The following is a 25,315-nucleotide window of genomic DNA, read 5'->3' as shown; positions in this document are numbered from 1 at the left end:
ACCAATTGAGTGAATTCAAAGCATTTTCTTACCTCGAAACAGAAAAAATTTTGCAGGTAAAACTAAAGATTATTTACCATACTAAGTTAAGAACTTACTGAGTCGAAATTTTCGCCTTATCAAGTGGTTAATTATCATCCAAAAAGACAAGAAAGCAAGGTTATAACAGTGATAATACATTGTTGTTCCCGCTATAATGGCGCAGCCTTTTCAACGAAGAAATTACACATTCGCGATGTGGATGTAACTTGGAAATACTATGAAAAACGATTTTGAAAGAGACTTCAATCTAGGTGGAAGCATTGAGCGCGCGGTGTCCGGCCAGTATGAACTTAAAGCCGGAGCGGTGTTTCAAGAAGCTTGGAAGCAAACCACCAAGCATTTTATGTCTTTCTCTCCTGCTATTATCGCACTGATTTTTGTGCAGTTAGGAATCTTCTATATAGCGCTGCAATTGCAACTTGGCGACCCGTCAGTGATCTTACAAGCGTTCCAAGATCCATCTCTTTTGAACGAACAAATTTTTCAAGCCATATTTGTCGCCAACTTCAGTTATGAAGTAGTAAGTGCACCGGTTTATGCAGGTATCTCGTTAATGGCAATGAGCCACGCTGCCGGACTCACTACAAAGCCACGTCACATTGCAAAAGGTCTGCAGTTTACTGTCCCAGTGATTATTGCAACTCTGTTTAGCCTAGTACTACAAGGGATGGTTAGTATGATCCTGCCGTTCTTGTCTATGTATTTGTCGTTAGCTTTCAGCCAATCGATTCTGCTTATTTGTGAAAAGAAAGTTCCGCCATTGCAGTCGCTTTTACTTTCATTACGAGCAGTCAATAAAAAGATATTCGTACTAGCAGGAATTTACATTCTGTTAGTATTGATGTTTATTGCAGGGGCCATGTTCTACGGAATCGGTCTAATTTTTGTTTTGCCATTCTTCTTCCATGTAAAGGGAATCCTTTACCGAGAGATGTTTGGCATCAAACTGAAAATTGTGGCGTCTCAAGATGACAGCGGCTCAAATGACGACTCGGATCATCGTGATAACGATGACAATACGCCACCACCTCCGAGAAACGATGACAAGCCAAATAAGAATCCAGAGGTATTTGATGCGTAAGTCACGCAAAATTCTTTCAATTATCGCTCTCCTGTCGGGGAGCGCTTTTTTATTTTTCTATGAAAAACAGGATGACACTGAGCAACTAGATTCGAAGTTAACGCCGATTTCTGAATCCAAGCCTGACACAGCTACAATTACCGATACGCGCACCAAAAAGAAAACCTTCTTTGATTACTTGCGTCCGGGTGTCGAAATAGAAAATGCACGTGTACAGAAAGAGCGCAAACGATTGTTGGATATGAAAACGGCGCTAGAACAAGAGAATTCACTAAGCTCAGAACAAATTGAGACCGCTAAACGATTAGGAAGGCTGTATTCGCTCGAACCTACAGAAGTGACTTTAGAATGGCTTGAAGACATGTTGCACAGGGTCGATGTCCTTCCTGAAGCTCTTGTACTTACTCAAGCGGCAAATGAATCAGCTTGGGGCACTTCTCGATTTGCTAAAGAGGCCAATAATTACTTTGGTCAGTGGTGCTATAGCAAAGGTTGTGGGCTGGTTCCTTTACAAAGAAGTGAAGGGAAAACACACGAAGTTGCAAAGTTTGATTCCCCGCAAGGGTCAATTCATGGTTACTTTATGAACGTTAACCGTAATCGTGCTTACCAAGAACTGAGAGAGATTCGTGCCAACATAAGAGACAAAGGGCAAGATCCGCGAACGGAAACCGCTGCATTGGAAATGACTAACGGATTATTGCGTTACTCAGAGCGAGGTGAGGCATACGTCAAAGACCTGCAAGCAATGATTCGTCATAATGAAGAATTCTGGACACAAAAACAATAACTTATGAAAGTAATAAATCTAGCCCTTTTGGGATTGGCCGCGAGCACATTTACGCTGCCTACGTTAGCTCAAGAATACATGTTTACCTACTCAAAGCTTTATTCACAAATGAAGAATAATGCCAAAGACGGCCATGAAGATGTGAAAGTCGGCTTTTTCTTTGTTGATGCAAATAACAAATCACTTTGTACAATCGAAAAAGCTTGGATGGAGAAAGAAGAACATTATGAAGATCTTCAAACGAGCGCTGCGAATGAATTACTCGTTCCTCTAGACAGTAATCTAAAGCAAGCCAACCCGTTGGTGTTTGTGCATACGCCGCAGGACAAGCGATGTGATTTCTCTATGGTAGTACTGACCAAACAGCCTTTATCGGGAGAAGTCTCTTACAGTGAAATAAATAACTTACTGCCTCAAATGCAGACTATGTTAGAAGACTTAGGTGGCATGTTTGCAAGTTGGTTTACTCCTGACGTAGAAGGAGTGACACTTGAGTTTGCATCTGACGTATCTGGCTCAATCGCTTTTTCTAATGGTAAAGTACAACCGATTGAGAATGGGAAAGCACAAGTCAAACTAGCGGATATTGGCGAAAATGGCTATATCACGCTTCCAGCACAGACACTGCGTGTACTGCCATATCTACCAGCAGCTAAATAAGCTTCTAAATATTCAATCCTCTTTACCTGAGAGGATTGAATCCTTCTTTATGCTACAAACCCACTTGTAAATCCGCTCAGTACAACTCAACTTGAAACAACCATTTAATAATGGCAAAAAAGCTCGTATAATCCACGCCCCAGATAAACCCTTGATAGGAAATCCAACCGTCGACATCTGTCGGCAATGTGAGAGCCCGCGATGACCCAATTAGATACAAGAAAAGAAACCCTAGAATTCAACAAACTTCAAAAGCGCCTTAGAAGAAATGTTGGAAACGCGATCATAGATTACAACATGATAGAAGAGAACGATGTTGTAATGGCGTGTATTAGTGGTGGCAAAGACTCATTTGCGATGCTCGATATCCTGCTAAATCTTCAAAAAGCAGCGCCTATCAAGTTTGATGTTGTGGCCGTAAACTTAGATCAAAAACAGCCAGGGTTTCCTGAGCATATTTTGCCTGACTACTTTGAGACACTAAACATTCCATATTACATTGTGGATAAAGACACCTACTCAGTAGTGAAAGAGAAGATCCCTGAAGGCAAAACAACATGTGGTTTATGCTCTCGATTACGTCGCGGCACGCTATACTCTTTCGCTGAGAAGATTGGCGCAACAAAAATTGCATTGGGTCACCATTTAGATGACATCGTAGAAACCATGTTCCTAAATATGTTCCATGGTTCCCGTCTAAAAGCAATGCCACCAAAACTGCGTTCAGACGATGGTCGTAACGTTGTTATTCGTCCGTTGACGTACTGCCGTGAGAAAGATTTGATTCGCTACGCAGAGCACAAAGAGTTTCCTATTATTCCTTGTAACCTATGTGGGTCACAAGAAAACTTACAGCGTCAATCAATCAAGGCCATGCTGATCGATTGGGATAAGAAAACTCCAGGGCGTGTAGAGAGCATCTTCAAATCGATTCAAAATGTTAGCCCGAGCCAGTTAGCTGATCGTGAGTTATTTGACTTCGTCAACCTCCCTCTTGATCGTGAAGGGGAACGAGAAGCCTATGACTTTAGCGAAGCGACTGTTTCTTCAACTAATATCGATGAGTCGATGTTTATTGATGTAACCAACGTTTAGTTGCGAAATCTAATTAAAATAACGCCCCTCGTTAAAGGGGCGTTTTCTTCTCTGTAGTAGTCATTCTGAATTTATATCTCTATACAGTCCCAATCCAGAATATCCTTAAGGGCTCAATGTCCGTTTCAAGTAGACCCTTGCCAGCGCAAGGGGACGCACTACGGGAAGCCCTACTAGTAGAACTATCAGGCTTGGCTTGGATCTAAGGGGCTGATGTAACCTTCAGGTTTCAATGCCATTACGTCGCAGTTTATCTTATCAATCACATGTTCAGCCGTATTGCCGATGAACACCGCAGATAAACCCGTACGTCCAGTAGTACCAAGTATGACCATACCTGCATCAAGCTGACGTGATACATCAGGGATGATATCTTCCGGCAAGCCTTGTTCAACAATAGTATGCTCTTCTGAATAACCGTGCTTTTGCCTTAGAGCTTTCATCGCTGTCAAATGATGACCACGAACTGCATCGGTGTAGGTTGCAGGATCGAACTCAGGAAGCTCAATGGTAATATTTGCTGGGGTGACGGGGTAGGCGTTAACCAAATAACCCGTAGCACCAAGGCGTTCAGTTAAACTATCAAGCTGTTTGACCATACAATCATTAAGATCGATATGGGTTGGGTTTTCAGAGCCAACATGCACTGATGCGATAATGTTAGCGTGTTCTGGCCAGTCTGAATTTTTAACCAATAATACAGGCACTGGGCATTTTCTTAATAGGTGCCAATCTGTCGGAGTGAAAATGACAGACTCTAAGATGTCATGTTTACGCGTCGCTTTAATGACAATATCGTGCCTTCCCTCAAACACTTCTTCTACGATGGCGACATAAGGGCGATTGTGCCAAACAACTTTCACATCGAAATCAAAACTGTCATCGATAAACTGTTTGGCAACATTGCGCATCCACTCTTCACGTTGTTGAATCACACCGCGTCGCATTGCGTCACGCTCTTCATGCGAAAGCATGGATGTCATATCGTAGGAAAAGTCGTAGATAGATAAGAAGAACGAAATATGGCTTCTGGATTTACTCTTCTTAGCAAGTTGAACCGCACGAGCAAGGGCAGGTTGCTCATCGCTATTGAGGTTCGCAACGACGAGGATTTTACTGTAAATGCTCATAGATACTCCCTACCTATTTGGGCTATAACCTAAATTAACTTTAGCGCAAATCTATGAATTTTTTTAGAAAAATTGGAGAACAGGTAGGTAGAAATTTGAAGTGGCTCATCATAGAGCCACTTTTTGAAAGGTTGTAGAGTTCTGATAAAAGCGTCAGTTTACTCTTTGGTAACGCCAGCCATTTCCATCAAAGCATCGTGATCGATAATGGTAATGTATTTACCTTTTACACTTAATACTTCAGATTTTTGGAAGCGACCCAATAGGCGACTGATTGTTTCGACAGTCAGACCAAGGTAGTTACCAATGTCACCACGAGTCATAGTGAGACGGAATTCTCTAGGGCTAAAGCCTCGTTGAGAAAAACGTGTCGACAAATTATACAAGAAAGCGGCTAAACGCTCCTCTGCGTTCTTTTTAGAAAGCAGTAGAATCATTTCTTGGTCGCCTTTAATCTCGTTCGACATCAAACGCATAATTTGTTGACGAAGCTTAGGCATTTTTCCTGACAAATCATCTAGAATTTCGTAAGGAATCTCGCAAACCATTGATGTTTCAAGTGCTTGTGCAAAGCTAGGGTGTTCATCACCCGTAATTGCATCAAAACCTACAAGATCACCAGCAAGGTGGAATGCTGTAATTTGCTCGTCACCTTGTTCTGTGATGGTGTAGCTCTTGATTGTGCCAGAGCGAATAGCATAGAGAGACTTAAGTTCATCACCCGCTTTAAAAAGCTCTTGGCCTTTTTGAATTGGCTTTTTACGTTCAATGATTTGGTCGAGTTGATCGAGCTCAGATTCATTCAAAGTAAAGGGGATACACAGCTGACTAATACTACAATCTTGACAATGGATGGCACAGCCACCGGACTGAATACGTTTTGCTACAGGTTTTTCAGAAATCATAACAACCTTTCACTATTTGATGTACATCAAGATTTTATCATTCATTACCCCTTAAGGGTAGCTAAAAAATCAATGATAAAACAATCATCTATTAGTTTGCGTTAAAAATCATCACCGATTCATAACCTGTATACAGGCCATATACAAGTATAGAAATCGCTGCGATATTACGGAATATGAGCGAATTTTGCAGTTTTTTTAATTTTGTTGCGCTCGTTCCAACAAGTAACATCGCTGGCAGTGTACCTAGTCCAAACGCTAACATTGTGGCGGCGCCGCCCAATGCGCTTCCAGAAACCGCTGCCCACGTTAATGTTGAATAAACGAGCCCACAAGGCAACCAGCCCCAAAGAAAACCAAAGGGGATAGCATAGCTGCTGTGCTTTAAAGGAAGTAATTGGTTTGCGAAAGGTGAAATTCGTTTCCATAACGACTGACCCAGCTTTTCAACAATTAACAAGCCATTCCACCAACGCCCTACGTAGAAGGCAAGCAACACCATAAAGGCGGCTGCAATGATGCGCAAAATAGCAAGTGCATGATTAAAATGGGAAAGCGACGCAATCCCTGCAATCGTTCCTCCTACAACACTACCGATCAATGCGTAACTGATCAAACGGCCAAGATTGTAATTGACGATAAGAGTGGTAGGGGTTTTATTCGGTTGTCCTATAGAAAGGAGGGAGGCTATGCCACCACACATTCCCATGCAGTGGCCGGCGCCGAGTAAGCCGATAGTAAAGGCGCCTAATAGATCCAATGTCACTCTTTTGAACCCTTCTTGGTATCCTTTTTCTGCTCTACATCTTCATCAAACAGAATATTGTGACCTTGTCTTTCAAGATCTTCAAACTGCTCACTCTTTACTGCCCATAGGAAGATACCAACTGCGACACAAACTAAGACAATAGCAATTGGGATCAATATATAGATGCTTTCCATGTTACTTACCTTCTTCTTTGAGTAAGCGCAGCGAGTTTGAAACAACGATGATAGAACTCGCTGACATTCCTACTACTGCGATGTAAGGCGCGACAAGACCTGCAACCGCGAGAGGTAGGATGAGAAGATTATACCCTAAAGACCAAGCTAGGTTCTCTCTAATAATCTTTCTTGTTCTTATTGCTAACTCTCGAGCAGTTAAGATCTTATCAAGTCGGTCTCCTAGTAAGACTAGATCTGCCGATGCTTTAGCAACGTCCGTACCGCCACCCATAGCAATAGAAAGGTGAGCGCCCGCCAGAGTTGGTGCATCATTAATACCATCGCCGATCATCATAGATACATCGTTACTACCCAAAGATTTAAGATAGTCCAGCTTATCACTTGGTGAAGCGCTGGCGACTACGTCATCTATGCCCACTTCTTTTGCGACTACTTCGGCATTTGCCATCGTATCGCCAGTTAATAATGTGGTTTTTACACCTGCCGCACGCATCTTATCAATAAACTCAGCCGCTTCTTTTCGAATCGGGTCTCGGTATATAAATGTCGCTACATGTTCACCATTGATAGACATATATACGCTGTTACGAGCATTATCGGTTCTACCAAGTACAAAAGAAGCATTGCCAATTTTTACTAAGGAATCACCGAAATACCCCGTCAGCCCAGAACCGATAACGTTTTCGACGCTGTTCACCGCTAATTCACGGTTTAAGTGTGGTTTAAACGCGCGAGCAATAGGATGGTTGGCATGACTTTCAAGAGCGGCTGCTAACTCCAACGCTTGCTGCTCTGATAAATCACCAAACAAATTGGTTTTAGCAATTTCGATGTCGCCATGTGTCAACGTTCCCGTTTTATCGACAACAAGATGATTTACCTTACATAAGGTCTCAAAGACATGACCTCTACGAGACAAAATACCAAGAGTGCCCATTCTTGAACTCGAACAAGTAATCGCTGTAGGAGTTGCCAACGAAAGCGCACAAGGGCAGGTTGCAACAAGAACAGACAACATGATCCAGAATGCGTCGTCCGGCTTAGTCTGATGCCAATAGAACCATGTTCCTGCAGCGATAATTAATATAATTGCCACAAAATAGCGTGCAACGATATCGGCAATTTCAGCTATCTTGGGCTTAGTTAGCTGCGCTTCATCTTGCAACCTCACAATACTTGAGATCATGGAGTCAGCTTTGGTCGAGCGCACTTCCAAGTCGAAAGCTTCATCGCCATTCAACGTACCTGCATACACAAAGTCGTCTTTGCTTTTAACGACAGGTAGAGATTCACCGGTCAGCATAGATTCATCGATATGAATACGACCACTGAGCACGACCCCATCTGCTGGGATATGTTCACCTGGTAGTACTTTGATTTGGTCACCGATTTGTAGCGATTTTACCGGTACTTGGTCACCATCTAATTTGTTGGCTATCGCAGGGACAAGCTTAAGCAGGTTGCCGCTTGCTGCAGCTGCCTTACGGCGAGCGCGCATTTCTAGGTACCGTCCAACGAGCAAGAAGAAGGTGAACATGGAGATCGATTCAAAGAACACTTCTCCTTTTTCAGCAACGGTAGCAACTAAACTGGCCACGTAAGCCAGAATGAGAGCGATGGAGACAGGAACATCCATCCCTAGTGTTCGGCCCTTAATACTTCTCCAAGCATTGATATAAAAAGGTAGGGCGGAATATAGAAGAACAGGCGTTGCGAATATCAAACTGACCCATCGGAAATAGTTTTTAAACTCCGGTTCTAAATCACCAAACACCTCTAGATACAATGCCACTGCAAGCATCATAACTTGCATGGTGGCGAGGCCAGCAATACCCAGACGATATAGATACTGCTTCATGGTAGCGTGGTAAGCAGCCTCTTGTTTATCGGCCTCAAAAGGTGCTGCTTTGTAGCCTAAAGAATGGATAGAAGAGAGCAGTTGGCTGAGTTGTGTTTTGGTTTTGTCCCACTTAAGCAGAGCCCGGTTGGTGGTTGTATTAACGCGAATAGACAGCACACCAGGCTCGACAGCCATACGTTTTTCTATTAACCACGCACAAGCCGCGCAGGATACACCGTCAAGTGACAATGTCACCTCTTTGGTGTCTTCGTTGTTCCGTACAAATTCAGCTTGTACATCTTCATTGTCATAATGAATTAGCGACCGCAATTGTTCTGGGACGAGATCGGCTTTCTCTGCCGGTGCTGTTCGATATTGATAGTAGGAGACTAATCCGCTATCCACGATGGTTTGAGCCACGCTTTCACAGCCGGGACAACACATGTCCCGTTCTGCACCTAATATTTCTACGCTGAAGTTCGTGTTGGCTGGTACATCTTCACCGCAGTGATAACACGTCTTACACATAATCTAATCTAACAACACTACATCAGTTTCAGTTGGAAAAGTTACTCGACCTTGAACCATCCACGCTTGGTCATGTGGCTGTAGTTCAACGAACCAAGGCCCTTGCACATCATGGTCCAATACAAGGCGATAAGTGCCTTTAGCGTCGGCAGTTAAGAGTTTTTCGAAGTCTCTATCCGGCAGAGTACGGTGAGTAAAAGTGGCAGTGAGAGCCGGAAAGTGGGGCAGTTGACCTTTCTGAAGCGTAATCCGAATAGTGTCTCCAGCAGACGAAACTGTAGCATTCAGCCCTAATTCTTTAGCGACATTAATCTTGGTTAGATCAACGTTAATTCCCTTGCCTTTTTTATAGTAATCCTCGGCAACCAGATTGACTTTGTTGTCTAATAACAGTGAAATTCTGTAGACAGTTGCAATCACAACGATAAGCGGCAACGCGATTAGAAACCACGGCCAGAATTGTTTATACCAAGGCTTTACCATAAAAAAGTTCTCAACAGCTAACTAAGAAAGAAATTATAATTTATCTAGAAAAGACAGCCCCTTACAAGGGGCTGTTATTGAAATGTTACTTATTTGTCGGAATTACTTAGGCTCCAAACGTACGCTGAAACCAGCTGTACTTTTTCTTCACCTAGAATGTCTTTCCATGCTGGCATAACACCAGAACGACCATTCATGACTGTTTCAGTCACAGCAGCACGAGAGTCGCCAAATAGCCAAACTTGGTCAGTCAGATCAGGAGCACCTACAGCAGGGTTACCTTTACCGTCTGTACCGTGACACGCAGCACAGACTACAAAACGAGCTTTGCCTGCTTCTGCTTCACGTGCGTTAACTTTACGACCTGATAGGCTTAGTGTGTAGCTGACTACTTCACGAACGCCATCTTCGCCCAACGCGTCTTTCCACGCTGGCATTTGACCGATACGACCTTGCATAACAGTAGTTACGATAGCTTCTGGTTCACCACCATATAGCCACGCATCGTCCGTTAGATTAGGGAAGCCAGTTTGACCACGCGCATCTGAGCCGTGACATTGAGAGCAGTTTTGTAGGAACAAACGTTGTCCTACTTTGATTGCTTCACTGTCTGCTGCGATTTCTGGGATAGGGCGCAACGCACCATCCGAAGACTTCGCTAAACGGTTGAATGCCTCACCAAAGTGAGTTTCTGCGTCATCTAGCTCTTTTGCATACTGTACAAGAGACTTGTTGCTCTGTGCAGCGGCAATCGATGCCTTTGACTCTTCAATCGAACGTACTGTTTGGTCCGAACTTTGCCAGCCTAGAAGGCCTTTATAGCTACCTAGACCCGGATATAGGGCAAGGTAGATTGCTGCAAATACGAACGTACCAACGAACAAATAAGTCCACCACTTAGGCAGTGGGTTGTTTAGTTCACGAATACCATCGTACTCGTGTCCCATATCTTCGCCTTCTTCGACACCCATTTTGTCGCGAACACACCAATATAGGATAGCTGCACAACCAAGCAACGTGCCGACAGTGATGACAATAATCCATAGACTCCAGAATGTAGTCATTACTTAGTCACTCCTTTTTCTTCGGAGGTGGGTTTTTGTTCGTCAGCGAATACTAGGTTTGCATCTTCTTCGAATCGTGATTTACGGCTTTTACCAAAAGCCCACCACACAACACCGATAAAGCTTGCGAACAAAACTATGGTCCAAATACTGTGAATAGTACCGATATCCATAAGCCCCTCCTTATTTCATCGCATGGCCTAAAGATTGAAGATAAGCAATGATGGCGTCCATCTCTGTTTTACCTTCTACGTCTTTAGATGCATTTGCGATTTGCTCGTCCGTGTATGGAACACCAAATTGATTGCGGAAGATCTTAAGTTTCTTCTGCGTCAGTTTGCCATCCAGTACGTTTTCCTCAAGCCAAGGGAAGCCTGGCATGTTTGATTCTGGAACCAATTCACGAGGATCAATTAGGTGAACACGATGCCACTCATCTGAGTAACGTCCACCAACACGAGCTAGATCTGGGCCAGTACGCTTAGAGCCCCATAGGAATGGGTGTTCCCAAACGCTTTCACCAGCGACAGAGTAGTGACCGTAACGCTCAGTCTCTGAACGGAATGGGCGAATCATTTGGCTGTGACAAACGTTACAACCTTCACGAATATAGATATCGCGACCTTCCATTTCTAGTGCACTGTACGCACGTAGGTTTTTCACAGGTTCAGTCGTTTGCTTTTGGAAAATCAGTGGTGTGATTTCAACAAGTGCGCCCAAGCTGATTGCGAATACGATTAGGATAGCCAGTAAGCCAACGTTACGTTCAACGACTTCATGGCGATTGTTAGAGTTTGAGCTCATTTTTAATCTCCTTAAGCCGGTTGAGGGATAGCTTTCAAGCTACCTTTCGTTGCAGTGATTGTCTTATAAGCGTTGTATGCCATTAGGAACATACCTGCCAGGAAGATGAAACCACCGATGAAACGAACGGTATAGAATGGGTAAGACGCTTGTACAGATTCTACGAAGCTGTAAGTCAGCGTACCGTCTGAGTTAACTGCACGCCACATCAGACCTTGCATTACACCGGAGATCCACATTGCTACGATGTAGAGCACCGTACCAATTGTAGCCAACCAGAAGTGAGCATTAATAAGACCTACAGAGTACATGCGCTCTTGGCCGAATAGGCGAGGGATTAGGTGGTATACCGAACCGATAGATACCATCGCAACCCAACCTAGAGCACCAGAGTGTACGTGACCGATAGTCCAGTCTGTGTAGTGAGACAATGCGTTAACTGTCTTAATAGACATCATCGGGCCTTCGAACGTTGACATACCGTAGAACGATAGAGAAACGATCAAGAAACGAAGAATTGGGTCGTAACGCAGCTTATGCCAAGCACCAGACAGCGTCATGATACCGTTGATCATACCACCCCATGAAGGCGCGAATAGAACCAAAGACATCACCATACCCAAAGACTGAGTCCAGTCAGGTAGAGCTGTATAGTGTAGGTGGTGAGGACCAGCCCAGATATACAGAGAAACAAGCGCCCAGAAGTGAACGATCGATAGACGGTAAGAGTAAACAGGACGTTCAGCTTGCTTTGGTACGAAGTAGTACATCATACCCAAGAAACCTGCCGTAAGAAGGAAACCTACCGCGTTGTGACCATACCACCATTGAACCATCGCATCGACGGCACCAGAGTACACAGAGTAAGATTTACCCATTGATACTGGAATTGCCATACTGTTCACGATATGAAGTACCGCGACGGTAATGATGAACGCTCCAAAGAACCAGTTCGCTACGTAGATATGCGATGTCTTTCGCTTGATAAGTGTTCCAAAGAACACAATCGCGTAAGATACCCATACCACTGCAATAGCGATATCGATTGGCCATTCTAATTCTGCATATTCTTTACCAGAGGTGAAACCCAACGGTAAAGTAATTGCAGCGGCTAAAATAATTGCTTGCCATCCCCAAAAGGTGAATGCGACAAGAGGGCCCCCAAATAATCTCGTTTGACACGTACGCTGCACAACATAATAAGACGTTGCAAACAGAGCACTGGTACCAAACGCAAAGATTACCGCATTAGTATGCAAAGGACGTAAACGACTGTACGTCAACCACGGCGTATCAAAGTTGAGCTGTGGCCAAACTAATTGAGCGGCAATCAAAACACCTACTGCCATACCAACAATACCCCAAAGAATCGTCACTAAAGTGAACTGGCGTACGACGGTATAGTTGTAGACTTGTTCAAGCTGCTTTTCTTGGCTCATTAACATGCTTCCAATTTTCTAATTAACTACACTTTACTTCCAACACGACACATGTCGTAATGCTACCCAACCCTTCAGAAGAACTAACGCCTAATCAAAACGTTACTCAGCTTTCGGGATTTAACAAAAAGTAGCATTTTCAGCCAACAATAATACTTCAATTAACAAATCAAAAACAGGGTAGTAACCTTATGGTTGGTCGGGTTTTTGACCATTTATTTCAAAACTTTGAAGTTTGTTACACGGAGAACACGTAAATATGCCAGCACAGAAGTTAACAAAAGGTAGGCTTGTTCAAATTATCATCATGATGGTGGTGCTAATTGCAGCATTTACATACAGAACCATTAGCCATAAGGAGTCTAGCGAGATTGTTTGTCAATCTTCACAACCATGTGAGGTCAAATTTCAAGACAAAAATGTCCGTTTTCTGTATCAAGATTCAACAAACACGCTCGCGGTCACAAAATCAGAAGATTTAACGATTAAGGGCTCAAAAAGTGACGGTTCTGCGTTAAATGTGACCGCCACTATGAACATAAGTAAAGATGAAATGCCGGTAACATTCGTGATCTCAGACGATAGTGACAATTCTGTTAAGGTAGATATTCTGCCAAGATAGAAATTGTGTAGTAGAGATTTTAAGTTCCCATTGCGTTCATTACTTTGTCAGGCGTACCGAAGTATTTCTGAGAGCCATCTTTATCCAAAAGTAAGCAATGTGTTGCGCTAGAAATTAATGTAGGCGCTACGGTTGTATAGATGACAGTTTTGTCTCTTAATACACCGGCGAACAGCTGATTAATATAAGTCGCATGTTCAATTTCAACGCCTATCAGGGGCTCATCAATCAGAATGATCTTTTGACTCATATCTGCGAGCCCTATGGCCAACCTCAACCTTTGTAGCAATCCAGAAGGTAGATGAGCAAGCTTCTCTGTATTTATATGTGTCTCTAGGCCTTGCTCAAAGAATTTCTCTAGCCCGAGCAAAGTAAAGGATCTCATCATTTGTTCTTTTGAAATTACGCCATTATGCAGGATGTAATTCGATTCCAGTGAACCTTCATAAAGATGGAGGTCAAATGGAATATAGCTAATGCCTTTTCTATATCGATAGTTGTTAAACTGTTTAATATTATAACCGTCCAGTAGCACACTGCCTTGATATCTAGGCTCTAAGCCAGCAATAAGAGTCAACAAGGTCGTCTTACCACAACCTGCTGGTCCTGAGATTGCAACTTTGCTCCCAGGGGTAATATGTAGGCTCAAGTTCGTTAGACCCGTCGTCGCACCTTGATAGCGATGAACCAAGCCGCTCACCGCCACTTCACCATTAAACTGTCTAATTGGAGGGCTTTTCTCAATCGACGTTTTATCATCATCAAGTGACATCAAGGCATTAATCTGTGCAGTGGAAGATTGAATAGTTTTGAATTTAGCCAAAGAGTTGTAGATCCCCATAATTGGCCCTAGAGCTTTCCAGACTAAGATAACGGTTGCTAGCATTGCGCCAGCACTTGCTGTGCCGTCAATTACCCCTATGACCGCGGTAACAATTGCTGCCGTGCCAACGGCTTGGATTAAGCCGCCACCAATAGCTTGGATTTTAGCATTTACCTTGGCGACAAATGCAGCGTCGTTGGAGCTTTGCTCATGTGCGGCTCTGAACCTAGATTGAATAACTCGTAACAAAGGTAGTCCTTGTAGGGTAGTAATACCTCTAAGGATTTCATTCCATTGATATGACACCATCGCGTTTGCACGCGAACTTTGTGACGTTGCTTGAGTGTAGATATAGCGAGCGTACAAACAGAATACGATCATTACAAAGATGCCCGCGATGACAGTCAATGCAGCCGAGCCAGATAGAATAGTGATAGCGAGAATAAATAGCGCAACAAAGGGCAAGTCGAAATAACTCAACGTAGACTCCGCGGTAACTAGCTTCCTGAATTGGTCAATATCGCGCAGTCTCGCTAATTGGGATGATACCCCAGCACTGGAAGTCATTGAATAAGGCAGCCAAAGCAGTTTGGCGATGACATTTCTAGAGATATGGACTGCTAAATCTTGTCCTGATGTTGAAAGAACACGCATACGAACACGTCGAAATAAGAACTCGGCCATTGCGAGAAATATGGCAAACACTGTCAGCCAATACAGGGTAGACACAGAACCGGAAGAGAGTGCGAAATTATAAACACCCATAATAAAGAATGGCTGCAATGCGCTGAGAATATTAATGATCAATGAGAGGAACACTAAGCTCTTAAATTCATTATTGTAGCGATAGAAGGTGTATTTCACCCAGTTGCTTTTATCTTGAGACTCAGGAGGTGGCTCTCGGAATAACTTCGAGTATTCTGAGATAACGGTTAAAGAGAAGTTCAAACCATCTATAGGAATTGAGATCGTATTGTTGTTGCGATAATCGAATAACACCGCATTATTGCCTTCCACTTCAAGCAAGACCGCTGATAACTTATCTAATTCTATGAAGCAAGGAAGTCTAGCCGCTTTGAGATCCTCGACGACGGCACGCTTAAACTCAGTCGTTCGGCACTGATAACCAAGCCTTGAGAGTGTTAATTCAAAGCCATGTTGGTCGTTATCACCGGGGGTAAAGGCATCGGATAAAATACTTGGTGTGCCTTCCCATTCTAAAGAAATCAATGTGTAAGCAAGGCCACGTAACAACGGGGATTCTTGATATCTGAATTCAAACCCTTCAGCTTCAAAATCCTTTAGTCGTTGGGCAACATTATTAAAATCGACCAGTATCGTCATAAGTGAGCTCTCTCTTTAGAAAGTTTGATCGACTTTAACCCATACGATTCCGGTCGGATTTTATTACTTACGATAATAAGAAACTGACCAGAAGACTTTGGAACGAGCATAGACACGACTCGCTGTGCAAAGTCTGGGTCGAAAACCGTATCGATATCGTCAAGAATCACCAATTTCTTCTGACTAAGCATGGCGCGAATGATCAGCAAGGCATATTGCACTTGCCTAGATAGTGGGATAGTTTTATTTCCCTTCAGTTGGGTATAGAACCCTTGCTCTAAGGCATCGATTTCGTTTTTAACTGCAAGTCCTTTGCACAAAGTAAACGCGGCACCGTTTAACATAGGTCTAAAGCAGGTTAAGTTATCTATGATTGAGCCTTCAACGAAACCACTGTTACGATCGATTCGGTGAACTTGTTCGCGCCATGAATGGTAAGGTAGCTCGGACAACAATGAATCACCGATACGAATCACTGTATCGCCGCATTCGTTATCGCAAGTTAGACTTCGAGTTAAATGACTTTTACCTGAACCCGAAGGACCCTGAAGTAGGATTGGCTCTCCACGATTGATAATGATTCGCTGTTTTTCATCGAGTTGAATCGTAATGTCATCAAAACTATTAATCGCATGAACTTCATGTGATTTTTCAAAATGTTCTAAGGCTAAGATTTCCGATATCTCAATGATCTGCACTCTATTTAGCTTCCAACGTCCAATAGTCCTCATTACTTGCTGATAGGGTGAGAAATAACGGTTGGTAAGCATAATGATGGCAGCCATCACGCCTTGTGTTGCCTCTAAGTTAATGACGGATACTGCAAGCAACACCACTACGACGGCTATCGATAGTTGTTGAATCAAGGTCAAGATTAGATTGAAGTGCGATTCGAGGTTTTCGTACTCAATGCTCTTTTTCTCACGTGTTTTAATCATATCGGTCATTAAACTTTCAAGCCGATATTCCATGGTTCGACTCTTGTTATCTAACGGGCTTGATACGATCTCAATGATTTTTGAGTTAGTCAGTCCTTCAATCTCTGATTTGGTTTGCTGGGCAGAAGCTTTACGATTTGAAATGCGAAATGCGGCGATAGCTAGGACTAGAGAAGCCACAAAGAGCGCAATTCCAGCCCATAAGTTAATGATGGTGATAACCACCATGGTAATCACGCTAACAGCCGAATTGATCAGTGCACGAACAACTTCACCACCGAAAAAATTCTTTAACTCTGGAATCGCCGCAATGCGCTCCAAATACTGTCCGGATTCCAAGCGACTAAACTCGGGGATTTGAGCCAGACATACGGCTCTAAACACTTTGTTGGTAAGCCGCTGTTCGAAACTCTTCATCAAAGAAGCGGTAATGACTTCTTCTTGCATACGAAGCAAGTAATCTAAATAGATAGCCACAAGAATAATGGCGAAAAGAGCAAACAGCGTATCCGTTGCTTGATTTGGCAATACTCGGTCAAAAATGATCAAGATTGAAAATGGCAAGACTAGCGCAAAAAGCGTCGACATTATCGTCGAGAAGGTTAGATAAAGTTTATCCATCCAAGATATTTTCTGAGAGAAGTACGCTGTGTCCATTCTAAGTTCTCACTTTCATAAGTCGCTGGCCATCAACTCTGGCTAGTTGTCTTTTAAATGCTCTGGGATAACGTCTTGATAGCGAATGCTGGAGGCTTCATCCATCATCTGCATGATTTTTTCAATGGTTAGAGGCGACAAGTTACCTACGAGGCGGTCGAGCTTGATAGACTCGATGACATAGTTATATTTAGCACTCTCGTAATCTCTAATACTGTTAAACAACTTACTTTCGGCAGAGAGTAGGTCTGTGATTGTTCGCGTACCTAAACTATGGGCGCGTTTAATACCTTTATATGAGGAGTAGTTAGCCTTAATGATGGTCTCATAGGTAAAAACCGACTGGGAAAAGTCATTCAAGTTGAGAATAGATGTTTCCACATCATTGCGAACTGTGTTTTGACTGTCTGTTAATAGCAGTTCATTACGTTCAATCGTCTTTTTGTTTTTTTGGTAGGAGTAATAGTCTGAACCACCAGAGGTTATAGGCACAGAAAGCACAAGCCCAACAGATTTATCATCCGATATCCCGGTTGAGTTCGGATTAGTCGACAGGTCGAAGTTATTCGTATCGTTATGTCGGTAACTTGCGTTTGCCGATAGATTAGGCGCAAAATTCGAGCCCGTTTCCTTTAATGTACGATAACTTCGCTCCACGGTTTTTTGGGACAAGATGATATCGTTGTTAAACTTCATCGCTTGTCCTAACAAGTCTTGTTGTTGATCTAACGGGATTTCACTAAGCAGTACTTGACCTTTTAAATCCTGAGAGGGAATTACCGGATACTGGGTTAACAAGGCAAGACGGTTTAAGATAACGTCTTTGTCTTTCTGTAAACTTCTTAGCCGGTTAACAATGCCTTCCTTTTGCGCTACCACCTCATAAACTTCACTTGCTGCGACATTACCAAGAGACACATTTCGATTCATCTGCTTGAGGCGAGCCATCGACGAATCGAGTTCAGCTTTCGTCGCTCGGATTTTTGCGCCGTTTTTTAAGAACTCGAAATACTGCTCAGTAATTTGTTGAATGACTTCTTGGGTTTTTGCCTCGTTTTTTACTTCTTCAATGCTGAAATCCAGTTTGCTGGTTCCATATTCATAGATATCGCGAAGATTAAACAGACTCTGAGTCAGAGACAGACCATAACCATGATCGTTGTAGCTTGCATTGGTATCACTGACACCGCTTAAACGAGTCGTATTAGAGTTCCAGGTCGTTTTTACATCCGCAGAGATCGTTGGTAAGAAACTGGAGCGACTCACGTCAATATCGTAGGCACTTTCTTCAACACCTTTACGACTGGCAATAAGAGATACGTTGTTGTTTAGCCCAATCTCTACCGCTTCCAATACGGTTGCAGAATGCACTGTCATAGTGACGGTCATGCCAACTAAAAGGCTAATTAAGCTTCTGAAATGCCACATACTTCTTAATCACCTTGATAATTTCATCACTCTTGTATGGTTTGCTAATGACATAGTCCATACCTGCTTCGATACACGCTTTGTGCTCAGCAACACTGGTAAGTGCAGTGGCCCCTATAATCGTTGAAGGTGTTGTAGAGCCATTATCACTTTCATGTTTTCTGATGAGCTTGGTCGCTTCAATGCCTCCCATACCTGGCATTATGCAGTCCATAAAAATAATGTCAGCGCGCTGAGCTTTGACCCAATCTACCGCTTCAGTTCCATCCCCAACCGTGTCGGCTTTATATTCTTGTTTCATCAAAATTCTCTTGAGCAAAAATTGTTGCACTTTGTCATCTTCAACAATCAAGAATGAGCTATTTTCCAAAGTCTCCTCAACGGACTCTGCGTTCAACGCCTCAGTCAGGTTAGGAATAAACTCATAAGGGAGAGCAGGGGTAAAGAAGACTTTGTCTACATACTCGAACGCGTTTTGCATGCCTTCAGCATGGTGTGCTAAGAGAAACAACTTGGTCTCATTTTGTTTTAATCGGGCACTGAGTGTTTTGGCAAACGCGTCCATTTGTATGCCTTCTATCGTGTCTGAAATGAGAATCGCATCAATGCTGGAGCTATTGGCCGACACTCTAAATAGGTCATTAGGATCCTCACATAGTGTCACTTTAGCCCCCTGAGAGGTAAGCAAGTTAGTCAACAGGTCTAAAGAGAGCTTACCTTGGCTACAAAGAACAAAATGTCGATTAATAAGTCGTTGTGATTTGAAGGTGAAGAAGTTTTGAGCTTCCATATCAAATTCAATGACATAACGTCTTTGTTGTCCCGACTCATACCAACGAGAATCGAAATAGCTAACATTACTCAGAATAGATTCCGTCCATTCATCATTAGAAGCGGTTATATCACTGCGTTCTGACCAATGAAGTGAATCAATCTTGCTACGTTCAACATTCAAGTGAGTAAGAAAGGTAACGGACAACGACATTCGTGTTTGATCGACGTTATCTGAGCTTTTTATCTCAACTTGAAACAGGACTTGCTTATCATTTTGAATTTGTACTGCGCTCGAAAGTTTGAGGAACAGAATCCAAAAAAGGCTAGTTTGATGGCCGACAATGGTATTTGGAAGGTTGGTATTGAAATCACATTCAATATCTCGCTCTTCTCGATGCAATTTACTTTTGAGGTGAACGGTCAATTCAGACAGAGTGTTAAGAAAAGAGAAATGGCTATTACCCTTATCTCTCCCTTGAGATAGCAGCCGGTTGTAATTCTCAGCGAGTTCAGACAAAGTATCTGCAGCAGAGGTAATATCTTGTGCTAATACCGCACGACCATCTTCTGAGTCTTGAACTAAATACTGGATGCCGCCTTTGATCGTACTGGTAATTCCCCGTATTTCATAACCGATTAACCCGTAAAGTTGTTGATTTAGATCCGCATCTTTTTGTTGCTGATCCATCCTTTCAAATACCAATCTCAGTTTAGAGTATATATTGCGTTCGATAGGGTCTAGGTGCGCGCTATTCAAAATATCGTCGATTGATTTGGAGTCGAGAGAATCCAACCTTGATGAGAGAGACTGAAAACTCTCATTGATAGAATGTCTGTTTCTTGCCGTCTTCTTAAGTCGATGCCATCCACCTAATACAACAAAAATAGCGATTAATGCTATAACCGGAAATAGCAGAAAAAGTTTATCAATACTAGACCTAAGCTCGTTAATAGCTTGCTGATGCTCAACATAAAAGAGGTCATCAAATCGATTACGTATCTCTACATAATCCCTACTAAGCGCTTCCCTAAGTCTTTGATAGTCATCTAGCGAAGTATTGTCTATCGCTTGAAATCTCAAACTCGCAAGCTCTAAGTGACTGTACTCAACAGCACCGACCAAACTCACGTGTGACTTATCACTTGAAGCCAGCGATTTAAACTCAGAAAGTACACTCATTAGATGGGTTAAACTTGAGTTAACATCCTCACAACGACCAACATTAATACATGTATCTAAGTTTAAGATTGTGGTTTCTAACTGTTGGTTTAAGAGTCGACTTTGTGAAATTAACGGAGTGGCAAAGTCCTGTTTAGAAGGATGGGACCAATAGAACTGGATCGTCAGCCAAATGCCGAACAGAGACAAGATCATCAACGATGCAATGCCGAGTTTAATGATTGGAAAGGTATAAATTTGATGCCTTGGTCTCATATTGAGTTCACTCCCGCTATCGTTCGTCAAACGCGTCGTCAATCGCGGACATGACAGGCTTCATGGCATATTCGATTACTCGGCGGTCACCGGTTTTTATATCTGCAGTGAACTCCATATAAGGGGACAGGCTGTACTTTGTTCCAGAGCGCTCTAAATAGTCGTGGTCAATCAGAATCTTAGCGAGATAATATTCTGACTCTTCTTCTTCATAAGAGGACCGACTTATGGAGGTAATGGTTCCAGAAAGAAAACCGTACTTAGAAAAGTTGTAAGTATCAAACTTAAGCTTTACCTGTTGACCCACTTCAACAAATCCCATCTCTTTTCTTGGAATTTTTGCCTCGCCATGAAGCTGATTATTTAACGGTGCGATATCAGCAATGCTTTCACCTGGCGGAATCACTGCGGAACGGAAATTGAAATGCACTTTATCAACAACGCCATCTACAGGCGCATACACAACTAATCGGTCAACTTTATCCGACAATTGTGGCCGTTGAATCCGCTTTATATTGAGCTCCTTTTCTATTTGAGTAATCTGTGCTTGGTACTCTGAGTTTCGATTCGCAACCAGATCTGCAAGTTGCTTGTCTAAGCGCTCTAGTTGGAATTTCTCATTCATGATCGATTCGTCGAGGTTTTCAATTTCACGAATCATATTCGACTCCTGAACTTGCATATTCAGGACATCGACATATGAGGCCATCTCTTCCTTGTATAATGTCTGTTTAATCCCCAGTTGTTTGCGAATCAACCTGAGTTGATTGTTGGAGCTCTGTTTTCTGCGCTTCATAGAATCTACAAGATTTCGCTTGTGCTCTATGTCATGTTCAATAAGCGTCTCACTGGATTGATTTTTACTGTTTTCTTGCGTCCAAGCTTGCACGTTGAGGCTGACTAATTTTGGAAAGTCACTAAACTCGGAAAAATTGGGCTCTTGACCTGAGATCAACCCTTGGTAGCGCAGACGATCCATTTCTAATTGAGTGACTTCTGAGTCATTAGTGGACAGTAACGAATTCCGGTCTAGTGACTTTAGTTTAGCGATAGGTTGACCTTCGTAAACAACGTCTCCTGGCTTAACCAATAACTCATCAAGAATACCACCTTCAAGATGCTGTACACGTTCGATATCTGAGTCGAGAAGCAACTCTCCTCGAGAAGAAACGACAATATCTATTCGCGCTTGTGACGCTATTACGAGCAAAACCATAGATACGAGAAACGTCAATAGCAGAGCTTTATGAACTGGAGTCATAGCGCTTTTAATCTTTACTTCATCCAGATGCGCATCACCTTTTACTGACGAGTTTTGAATTAATGCATTTCTGATGTGTTTCTCAATACTGTTCTTGCTCACGATCTCACCTTTACTTTAAACCTCATCAAGAAGGCTAGGTTGACTTAATGCTGATTCATTTCATTGAATGAACTAGACCGTTTGAAGAATAGCTAAGGATATAACCAGATAATTTTCAAAGATAAATGTTAGGTATGAGCGCTTAGGCCTTCTAGTTGGTTTAATTGCCTCAGATTAAACTTTCCTACTAATCCAAAATTAATTTACTAATTTGTTGATTACTTGACATTAGGCAATGTGCTTCTGGGGGCAGGTATGGCGACAAACAACGAAAACAATCCACTTAATGATGCTGTGGAACAAGTATCTACTGTAGATACCAATACAGACCAGCAGCAAGCACAGCAAAATCAACAAAATACCATTGCCACTACCATTGCGACTGGGGCAGATAATGCCGATGCTTCGGATGAAATAAACCAAGCTCTAAGCGATAACCCAAGTAGTGCAGGCGCAGAACAAGATGATTCTAATACTGCATCAGAACAATCCGCACAGTCAGCAAATGACGAACCTGCACAGCAGCAGGACAGCCAATCAAATATTGTCGATTCACAAGATTCAACCGTTAGCGAGTCAGAACCGCAAGCTGATAATGGCGCGGCTAGCGGGGCGGGCGCGCAAGCGGTAGGTGGAGATCAAACTCAACCTGATGCTCAAGCTGGTGGTTCTTCCACTCCAAGTGATGCAGTTACACAAGCACAACAATCCGTGTCGCCTTCGGCTCGAGCCGCTCAAGAAGAAAGCGGCGATACCGAGACAACAGAAGAAACATTTGAGGTAAATGTCTCAAGCGATGAACAATTTGTTCAATCGCAACAAGATGACACCTTTGATTCCGAGACAACTGAAACGTCATTTGAAGTCCAAGTCGATAACGTAAATGATGCCGCTGTTGTCAGTGGTATGGATTATGAAATTCAGGAAGATGGTCTTTTAACTTTTACTGATACGGATTTACTCAGCAGTGCGAGTGACATAGATGGAGATGAGCTTTTCATCGACAATGTGACTTATGAAGGTGACCAAGGTGTACTGACTCAACTAGGTAATGGAAGTTACACTTTTGCTCCCAATGAAAACTTTAATGGCAATATTTCATTAAGTTATGGTGTATCCGATGGCACAGTAATAACTACGGCATCTATCGATGTACTAGTGGAGTCAGTCAATGATCTCCCAGTCTTTGGTACCGCGTCTTACACCGTTGATGAAGACAATGTATTAATCTTCAATGAAACTCAGTTGCTCTCTAGCGCTTTCGATGTAGAAGGCGATGTGTCTTTGGTCGAGGTCAACTATTCGGGTAATGATGGCATCTTCACCGTCAACAACGATGGAACCTGCAGTTTTGCGCCTAATGAGAATTTTAACGGAACGGTTACGCTTGATATTGTCATCGCCGATGAAGATGGTGCACAAGTCGAAGCTACGTTTGACGTAAATGTTCTTGCGGTTAATGATGCTCCGGTCAGCGGTGACATTGCTTATACGCTGGATGAAGATGGAAACATTACACTGTCACAAAATCAGCTATTATCACAAGCCAATGATGTTGATGGCGATGACTTAACGGCGACCAATGTAACCGTAGGCGGTAATGCAAGCGTTAGTGAGAATCCAGATGGGTCATTTACCGTTACGCCTGATGCCAACTTTAACGGAGACCTCAACCTTGCCTTTGATGTCTCTGACGGACTGGAAACCATTCAAGCGGCAGGGACTTTGACGGTTAACCCTGTGAACGATTTACCGACCACTTCCGATGTCTCCGCCAACGTTGATGAAGACACCAGTATTACGGTCAATCAAGCTCAGCTTCTTGCGAATGCCGCGGACATTGATGGCGACCAGCTCACCGCTTCAAATCTGTCGGCTGCTAATGCATCGATTCAAGATAATGGTGATGGTACTTTCACCATCACACCTGATGCGAACTTCAATGGCTTAATTGATATTGCTTACGATATTAGTGATGGGTCAACACCGGTGGCTGGGAATCTTGCTCTCACCGTTGACCCAGTCAATGATGCACCGATTATTTCAGCTGATGTGCCCATTACCATTGAAGAAGACGGTTCATACACCGTGACCCAAGCTGAATTGCTTCAATTTGCCACCGACCTCGAAAATGATGATATGACTGCCGTCATTGGTGAGCAGGGTGAATCGACCACCGTGTCCGGTACTGTTCTCAACGCTGAAAATGGTCAGCCCGTAGTGGGTGCAGAAGTTACGCTAAGTGATGACGTAGGGAATTCAACAACTGCGGTCACCAACGCCCAGGGTCAATATACAGTGACAGGCAATGTATTTGAGCAAGGTAATGTCACTATTGAGCAAGAGGGCGCTATTACCAATACCTTCCTCGTTCCAGCCGGCGAAACCACCGATAGCGGCGTTATTTCGCTAAGTGAGGTATTAGAAGCTACCGACATGCGAATCGTAGTGACATGGGGTGCAACGCCAAGAGATATGGACAATCACTTGTGGCTTTACGACACCGACACTGGGGCAGAATTAGATCATATCTATTATCGCGATATGAACCATCAACTTGGCGATGGTATGGTTCAGCAGGATGTTGATGACACCAATGGCCACGGGCCAGAAACTATTACTATACCTAACTATCAAGATGCCAATATGCATTATTCGGTGCATAACTACAGTAATCGCAGTTGGGATGTGGACGGGGTTGAGAATGTTCAAGTTCAGGTGTTTGTCGGAGATACATTAGTTCAAACCTTCGCGCCGGAGTTGCCAGAGAACATCAGTGGTGACCATTGGCATGTGTTCGATATCGTAGATGGCATTGTCGTACCAAGTCAGGAAGTAGGAGGTCAGAACAACTTCACCTTACCGACCAGTGAAGAAGCGGCGAACGCAGACAACGGAATTGATATTGCATCGTTGTTTAACGTCGATGAAGGTAACACTGACAATGGCTTAGAAGGTAGTGACAATGTCACAATTAGTGATATTACCATGCCGAATGGTGTGATTACCGACAACGGTGATGGCACATATACCATCACTCCCAACGCAGACTTTAACGGTGAGTTCGAGATTAACTATACCGTTGACGATGGCAATGGTGGTGTATCTCCAGCGCAACTCGACGT

At 43.1% G+C, this 25,315-nt stretch carries 21 protein-coding genes; 6 read left to right on the top strand and 15 right to left on the bottom strand.

Annotation, left to right across the window (positions count from 1 at the left end):
* Nucleotides 1–259: 259 nt before the first annotated feature.
* The 4 genes from HW45_RS24655 to ttcA all read left to right on the top strand — a co-directional run bounded on the left by HW45_RS24655 (nucleotide 260) and on the right by ttcA (nucleotide 3,668).
* Complete coding sequence (locus HW45_RS24655; RefSeq protein ID WP_006074477.1) at nucleotides 260–1,123, top strand: hypothetical protein; 864 nt, start codon at nucleotides 260–262, stop codon at nucleotides 1,121–1,123.
* On the top strand, nucleotides 1,116–1,913 hold the full coding sequence (locus HW45_RS24650) for a glucosaminidase domain-containing protein (protein WP_038230548.1): 798 nt from the start codon (nucleotides 1,116–1,118) through the stop codon (nucleotides 1,911–1,913). The genes HW45_RS24655 and HW45_RS24650 overlap by 8 nt, the downstream gene beginning before the upstream one ends.
* Before the next feature lie 3 nt (nucleotides 1,914–1,916).
* Complete coding sequence (locus HW45_RS24645; RefSeq protein WP_038230546.1) at nucleotides 1,917–2,573, top strand: DUF2987 domain-containing protein; 657 nt, start codon at nucleotides 1,917–1,919, stop codon at nucleotides 2,571–2,573.
* Between the two features lie 201 nt (nucleotides 2,574–2,774).
* The gene (ttcA, locus tag HW45_RS24640) at nucleotides 2,775–3,668 is read left to right on the top strand and encodes a tRNA 2-thiocytidine(32) synthetase TtcA (protein ID WP_038230545.1); all 894 of its coding nucleotides are present in this window, start codon (nucleotides 2,775–2,777) and stop codon (nucleotides 3,666–3,668) included.
* A 185-nt stretch (nucleotides 3,669–3,853) separates the two neighbouring features.
* Here the strand turns inward: ttcA and uspE are convergent, their stop codons facing one another.
* From uspE to ccoN, 10 genes are all read right to left on the bottom strand, one after another.
* Complete coding sequence (uspE, locus tag HW45_RS24635) at nucleotides 3,854–4,798, bottom strand: universal stress protein UspE (RefSeq protein WP_038230544.1); 945 nt, start codon at nucleotides 4,796–4,798, stop codon at nucleotides 3,854–3,856.
* Nucleotides 4,799–4,956: 158 nt separating this feature from the next.
* Nucleotides 4,957–5,703, bottom strand: coding sequence for an FNR family transcription factor (locus HW45_RS24630; RefSeq protein ID WP_006074485.1), 747 nt, complete (start codon nucleotides 5,701–5,703; stop codon nucleotides 4,957–4,959).
* 91 nt (nucleotides 5,704–5,794) lie between these two features.
* Nucleotides 5,795–6,469 carry a sulfite exporter TauE/SafE family protein gene (locus tag HW45_RS24625; protein ID WP_038230542.1) on the bottom strand — a complete coding sequence of 225 codons (675 nt, stop codon included), beginning with the start codon at nucleotides 6,467–6,469 and terminating at the stop codon, nucleotides 5,795–5,797.
* A complete protein-coding gene (ccoS, locus tag HW45_RS24620) occupies nucleotides 6,466–6,645 on the bottom strand; it encodes a cbb3-type cytochrome oxidase assembly protein CcoS (protein WP_038230540.1) in 180 nt (59 codons plus the stop codon). Before ccoS ends, HW45_RS24625 begins: the two co-directional genes overlap by 4 nt.
* A gap of 1 nt (nucleotide 6,646) precedes the next feature.
* Complete coding sequence (locus tag HW45_RS24615; protein WP_038230538.1) at nucleotides 6,647–9,016, bottom strand: heavy metal translocating P-type ATPase; 2,370 nt, start codon at nucleotides 9,014–9,016, stop codon at nucleotides 6,647–6,649.
* Nucleotides 9,017–9,019: 3 nt separating this feature from the next.
* On the bottom strand, nucleotides 9,020–9,499 hold the full coding sequence (locus HW45_RS24610; protein WP_038230536.1) for a FixH family protein: 480 nt from the start codon (nucleotides 9,497–9,499) through the stop codon (nucleotides 9,020–9,022).
* Between the two features lie 89 nt (nucleotides 9,500–9,588).
* Nucleotides 9,589–10,563, bottom strand: a complete 975-nt coding sequence (gene ccoP / locus HW45_RS24605; protein ID WP_006074493.1) for a cytochrome-c oxidase, cbb3-type subunit III — start codon at nucleotides 10,561–10,563, stop codon at nucleotides 9,589–9,591.
* Complete coding sequence (locus tag HW45_RS24600; protein ID WP_006074494.1) at nucleotides 10,563–10,736, bottom strand: cbb3-type cytochrome oxidase subunit 3; 174 nt, start codon at nucleotides 10,734–10,736, stop codon at nucleotides 10,563–10,565. Before HW45_RS24600 ends, ccoP begins: the two co-directional genes overlap by 1 nt.
* Nucleotides 10,737–10,746: 10 nt before the next feature.
* Nucleotides 10,747–11,367 (bottom strand): cytochrome-c oxidase, cbb3-type subunit II, encoded by a 621-nt coding sequence (gene ccoO / locus HW45_RS24595; protein ID WP_038230534.1) that lies wholly within the window; start codon nucleotides 11,365–11,367, stop codon nucleotides 10,747–10,749.
* Nucleotides 11,368–11,378: 11 nt separating this feature from the next.
* Entirely contained in the window at nucleotides 11,379–12,806 is a 1,428-nt protein-coding gene (ccoN, locus tag HW45_RS24590) for a cytochrome-c oxidase, cbb3-type subunit I (RefSeq protein ID WP_006074498.1), read from the bottom strand.
* 259 nt (nucleotides 12,807–13,065) lie between these two features.
* Here ccoN and HW45_RS24585 point away from each other — a divergent pair, with 259 nt between their 5' ends.
* Nucleotides 13,066–13,428 carry a hypothetical protein gene (locus tag HW45_RS24585; RefSeq protein WP_038230532.1) on the top strand — a complete coding sequence of 121 codons (363 nt, stop codon included), beginning with the start codon at nucleotides 13,066–13,068 and terminating at the stop codon, nucleotides 13,426–13,428.
* 19 nt (nucleotides 13,429–13,447) lie between these two features.
* On the opposite strand, the gene HW45_RS24580 is transcribed toward HW45_RS24585, so the two are convergent.
* From HW45_RS24580 to HW45_RS24560, 5 genes are read right to left on the bottom strand one after another with little or no spacing between them, the layout of a single operon-like run.
* Nucleotides 13,448–15,595, bottom strand: a complete 2,148-nt coding sequence (locus HW45_RS24580) for an ATP-binding cassette domain-containing protein (protein WP_038230531.1) — start codon at nucleotides 15,593–15,595, stop codon at nucleotides 13,448–13,450.
* Nucleotides 15,592–17,190: an ABC transporter transmembrane domain-containing protein gene (locus HW45_RS24575; protein WP_038230528.1), complete on the bottom strand. Its 1,599-nt coding sequence runs from the start codon at nucleotides 17,188–17,190 to the stop codon at nucleotides 15,592–15,594. Before HW45_RS24575 ends, HW45_RS24580 begins: the two co-directional genes overlap by 4 nt.
* A gap of 42 nt (nucleotides 17,191–17,232) precedes the next feature.
* Nucleotides 17,233–18,618, bottom strand: a complete 1,386-nt coding sequence (locus HW45_RS24570) for a TolC family protein (RefSeq protein ID WP_038230527.1) — start codon at nucleotides 18,616–18,618, stop codon at nucleotides 17,233–17,235.
* Nucleotides 18,593–20,827: a response regulator gene (locus HW45_RS24565; RefSeq protein ID WP_038230526.1), complete on the bottom strand. Its 2,235-nt coding sequence runs from the start codon at nucleotides 20,825–20,827 to the stop codon at nucleotides 18,593–18,595. The genes HW45_RS24570 and HW45_RS24565 overlap by 26 nt, the downstream gene beginning before the upstream one ends.
* Nucleotides 20,828–20,843: 16 nt before the next feature.
* On the bottom strand, nucleotides 20,844–22,190 hold the full coding sequence (locus HW45_RS24560) for an HlyD family type I secretion periplasmic adaptor subunit (RefSeq protein ID WP_038230523.1): 1,347 nt from the start codon (nucleotides 22,188–22,190) through the stop codon (nucleotides 20,844–20,846).
* A gap of 255 nt (nucleotides 22,191–22,445) precedes the next feature.
* Between HW45_RS24560 and HW45_RS29650 the strand changes: the two genes are divergently transcribed.
* Nucleotides 22,446–25,315, top strand: a 2,870-nt coding sequence (locus tag HW45_RS29650; protein ID WP_038230522.1) for a tandem-95 repeat protein, incomplete at its 3' end; no start/stop codon positions are given.

Origin of the sequence: Vibrio sp. ER1A (genome assembly GCF_000733315.1) — a bacterium.
GTDB lineage: Bacteria > Pseudomonadota > Gammaproteobacteria > Enterobacterales > Vibrionaceae > Vibrio > Vibrio mediterranei.
The sequence above is the reverse complement of the archived record's forward strand: the minus strand, read 5'-3'. Positions and strand labels throughout refer to the sequence as shown.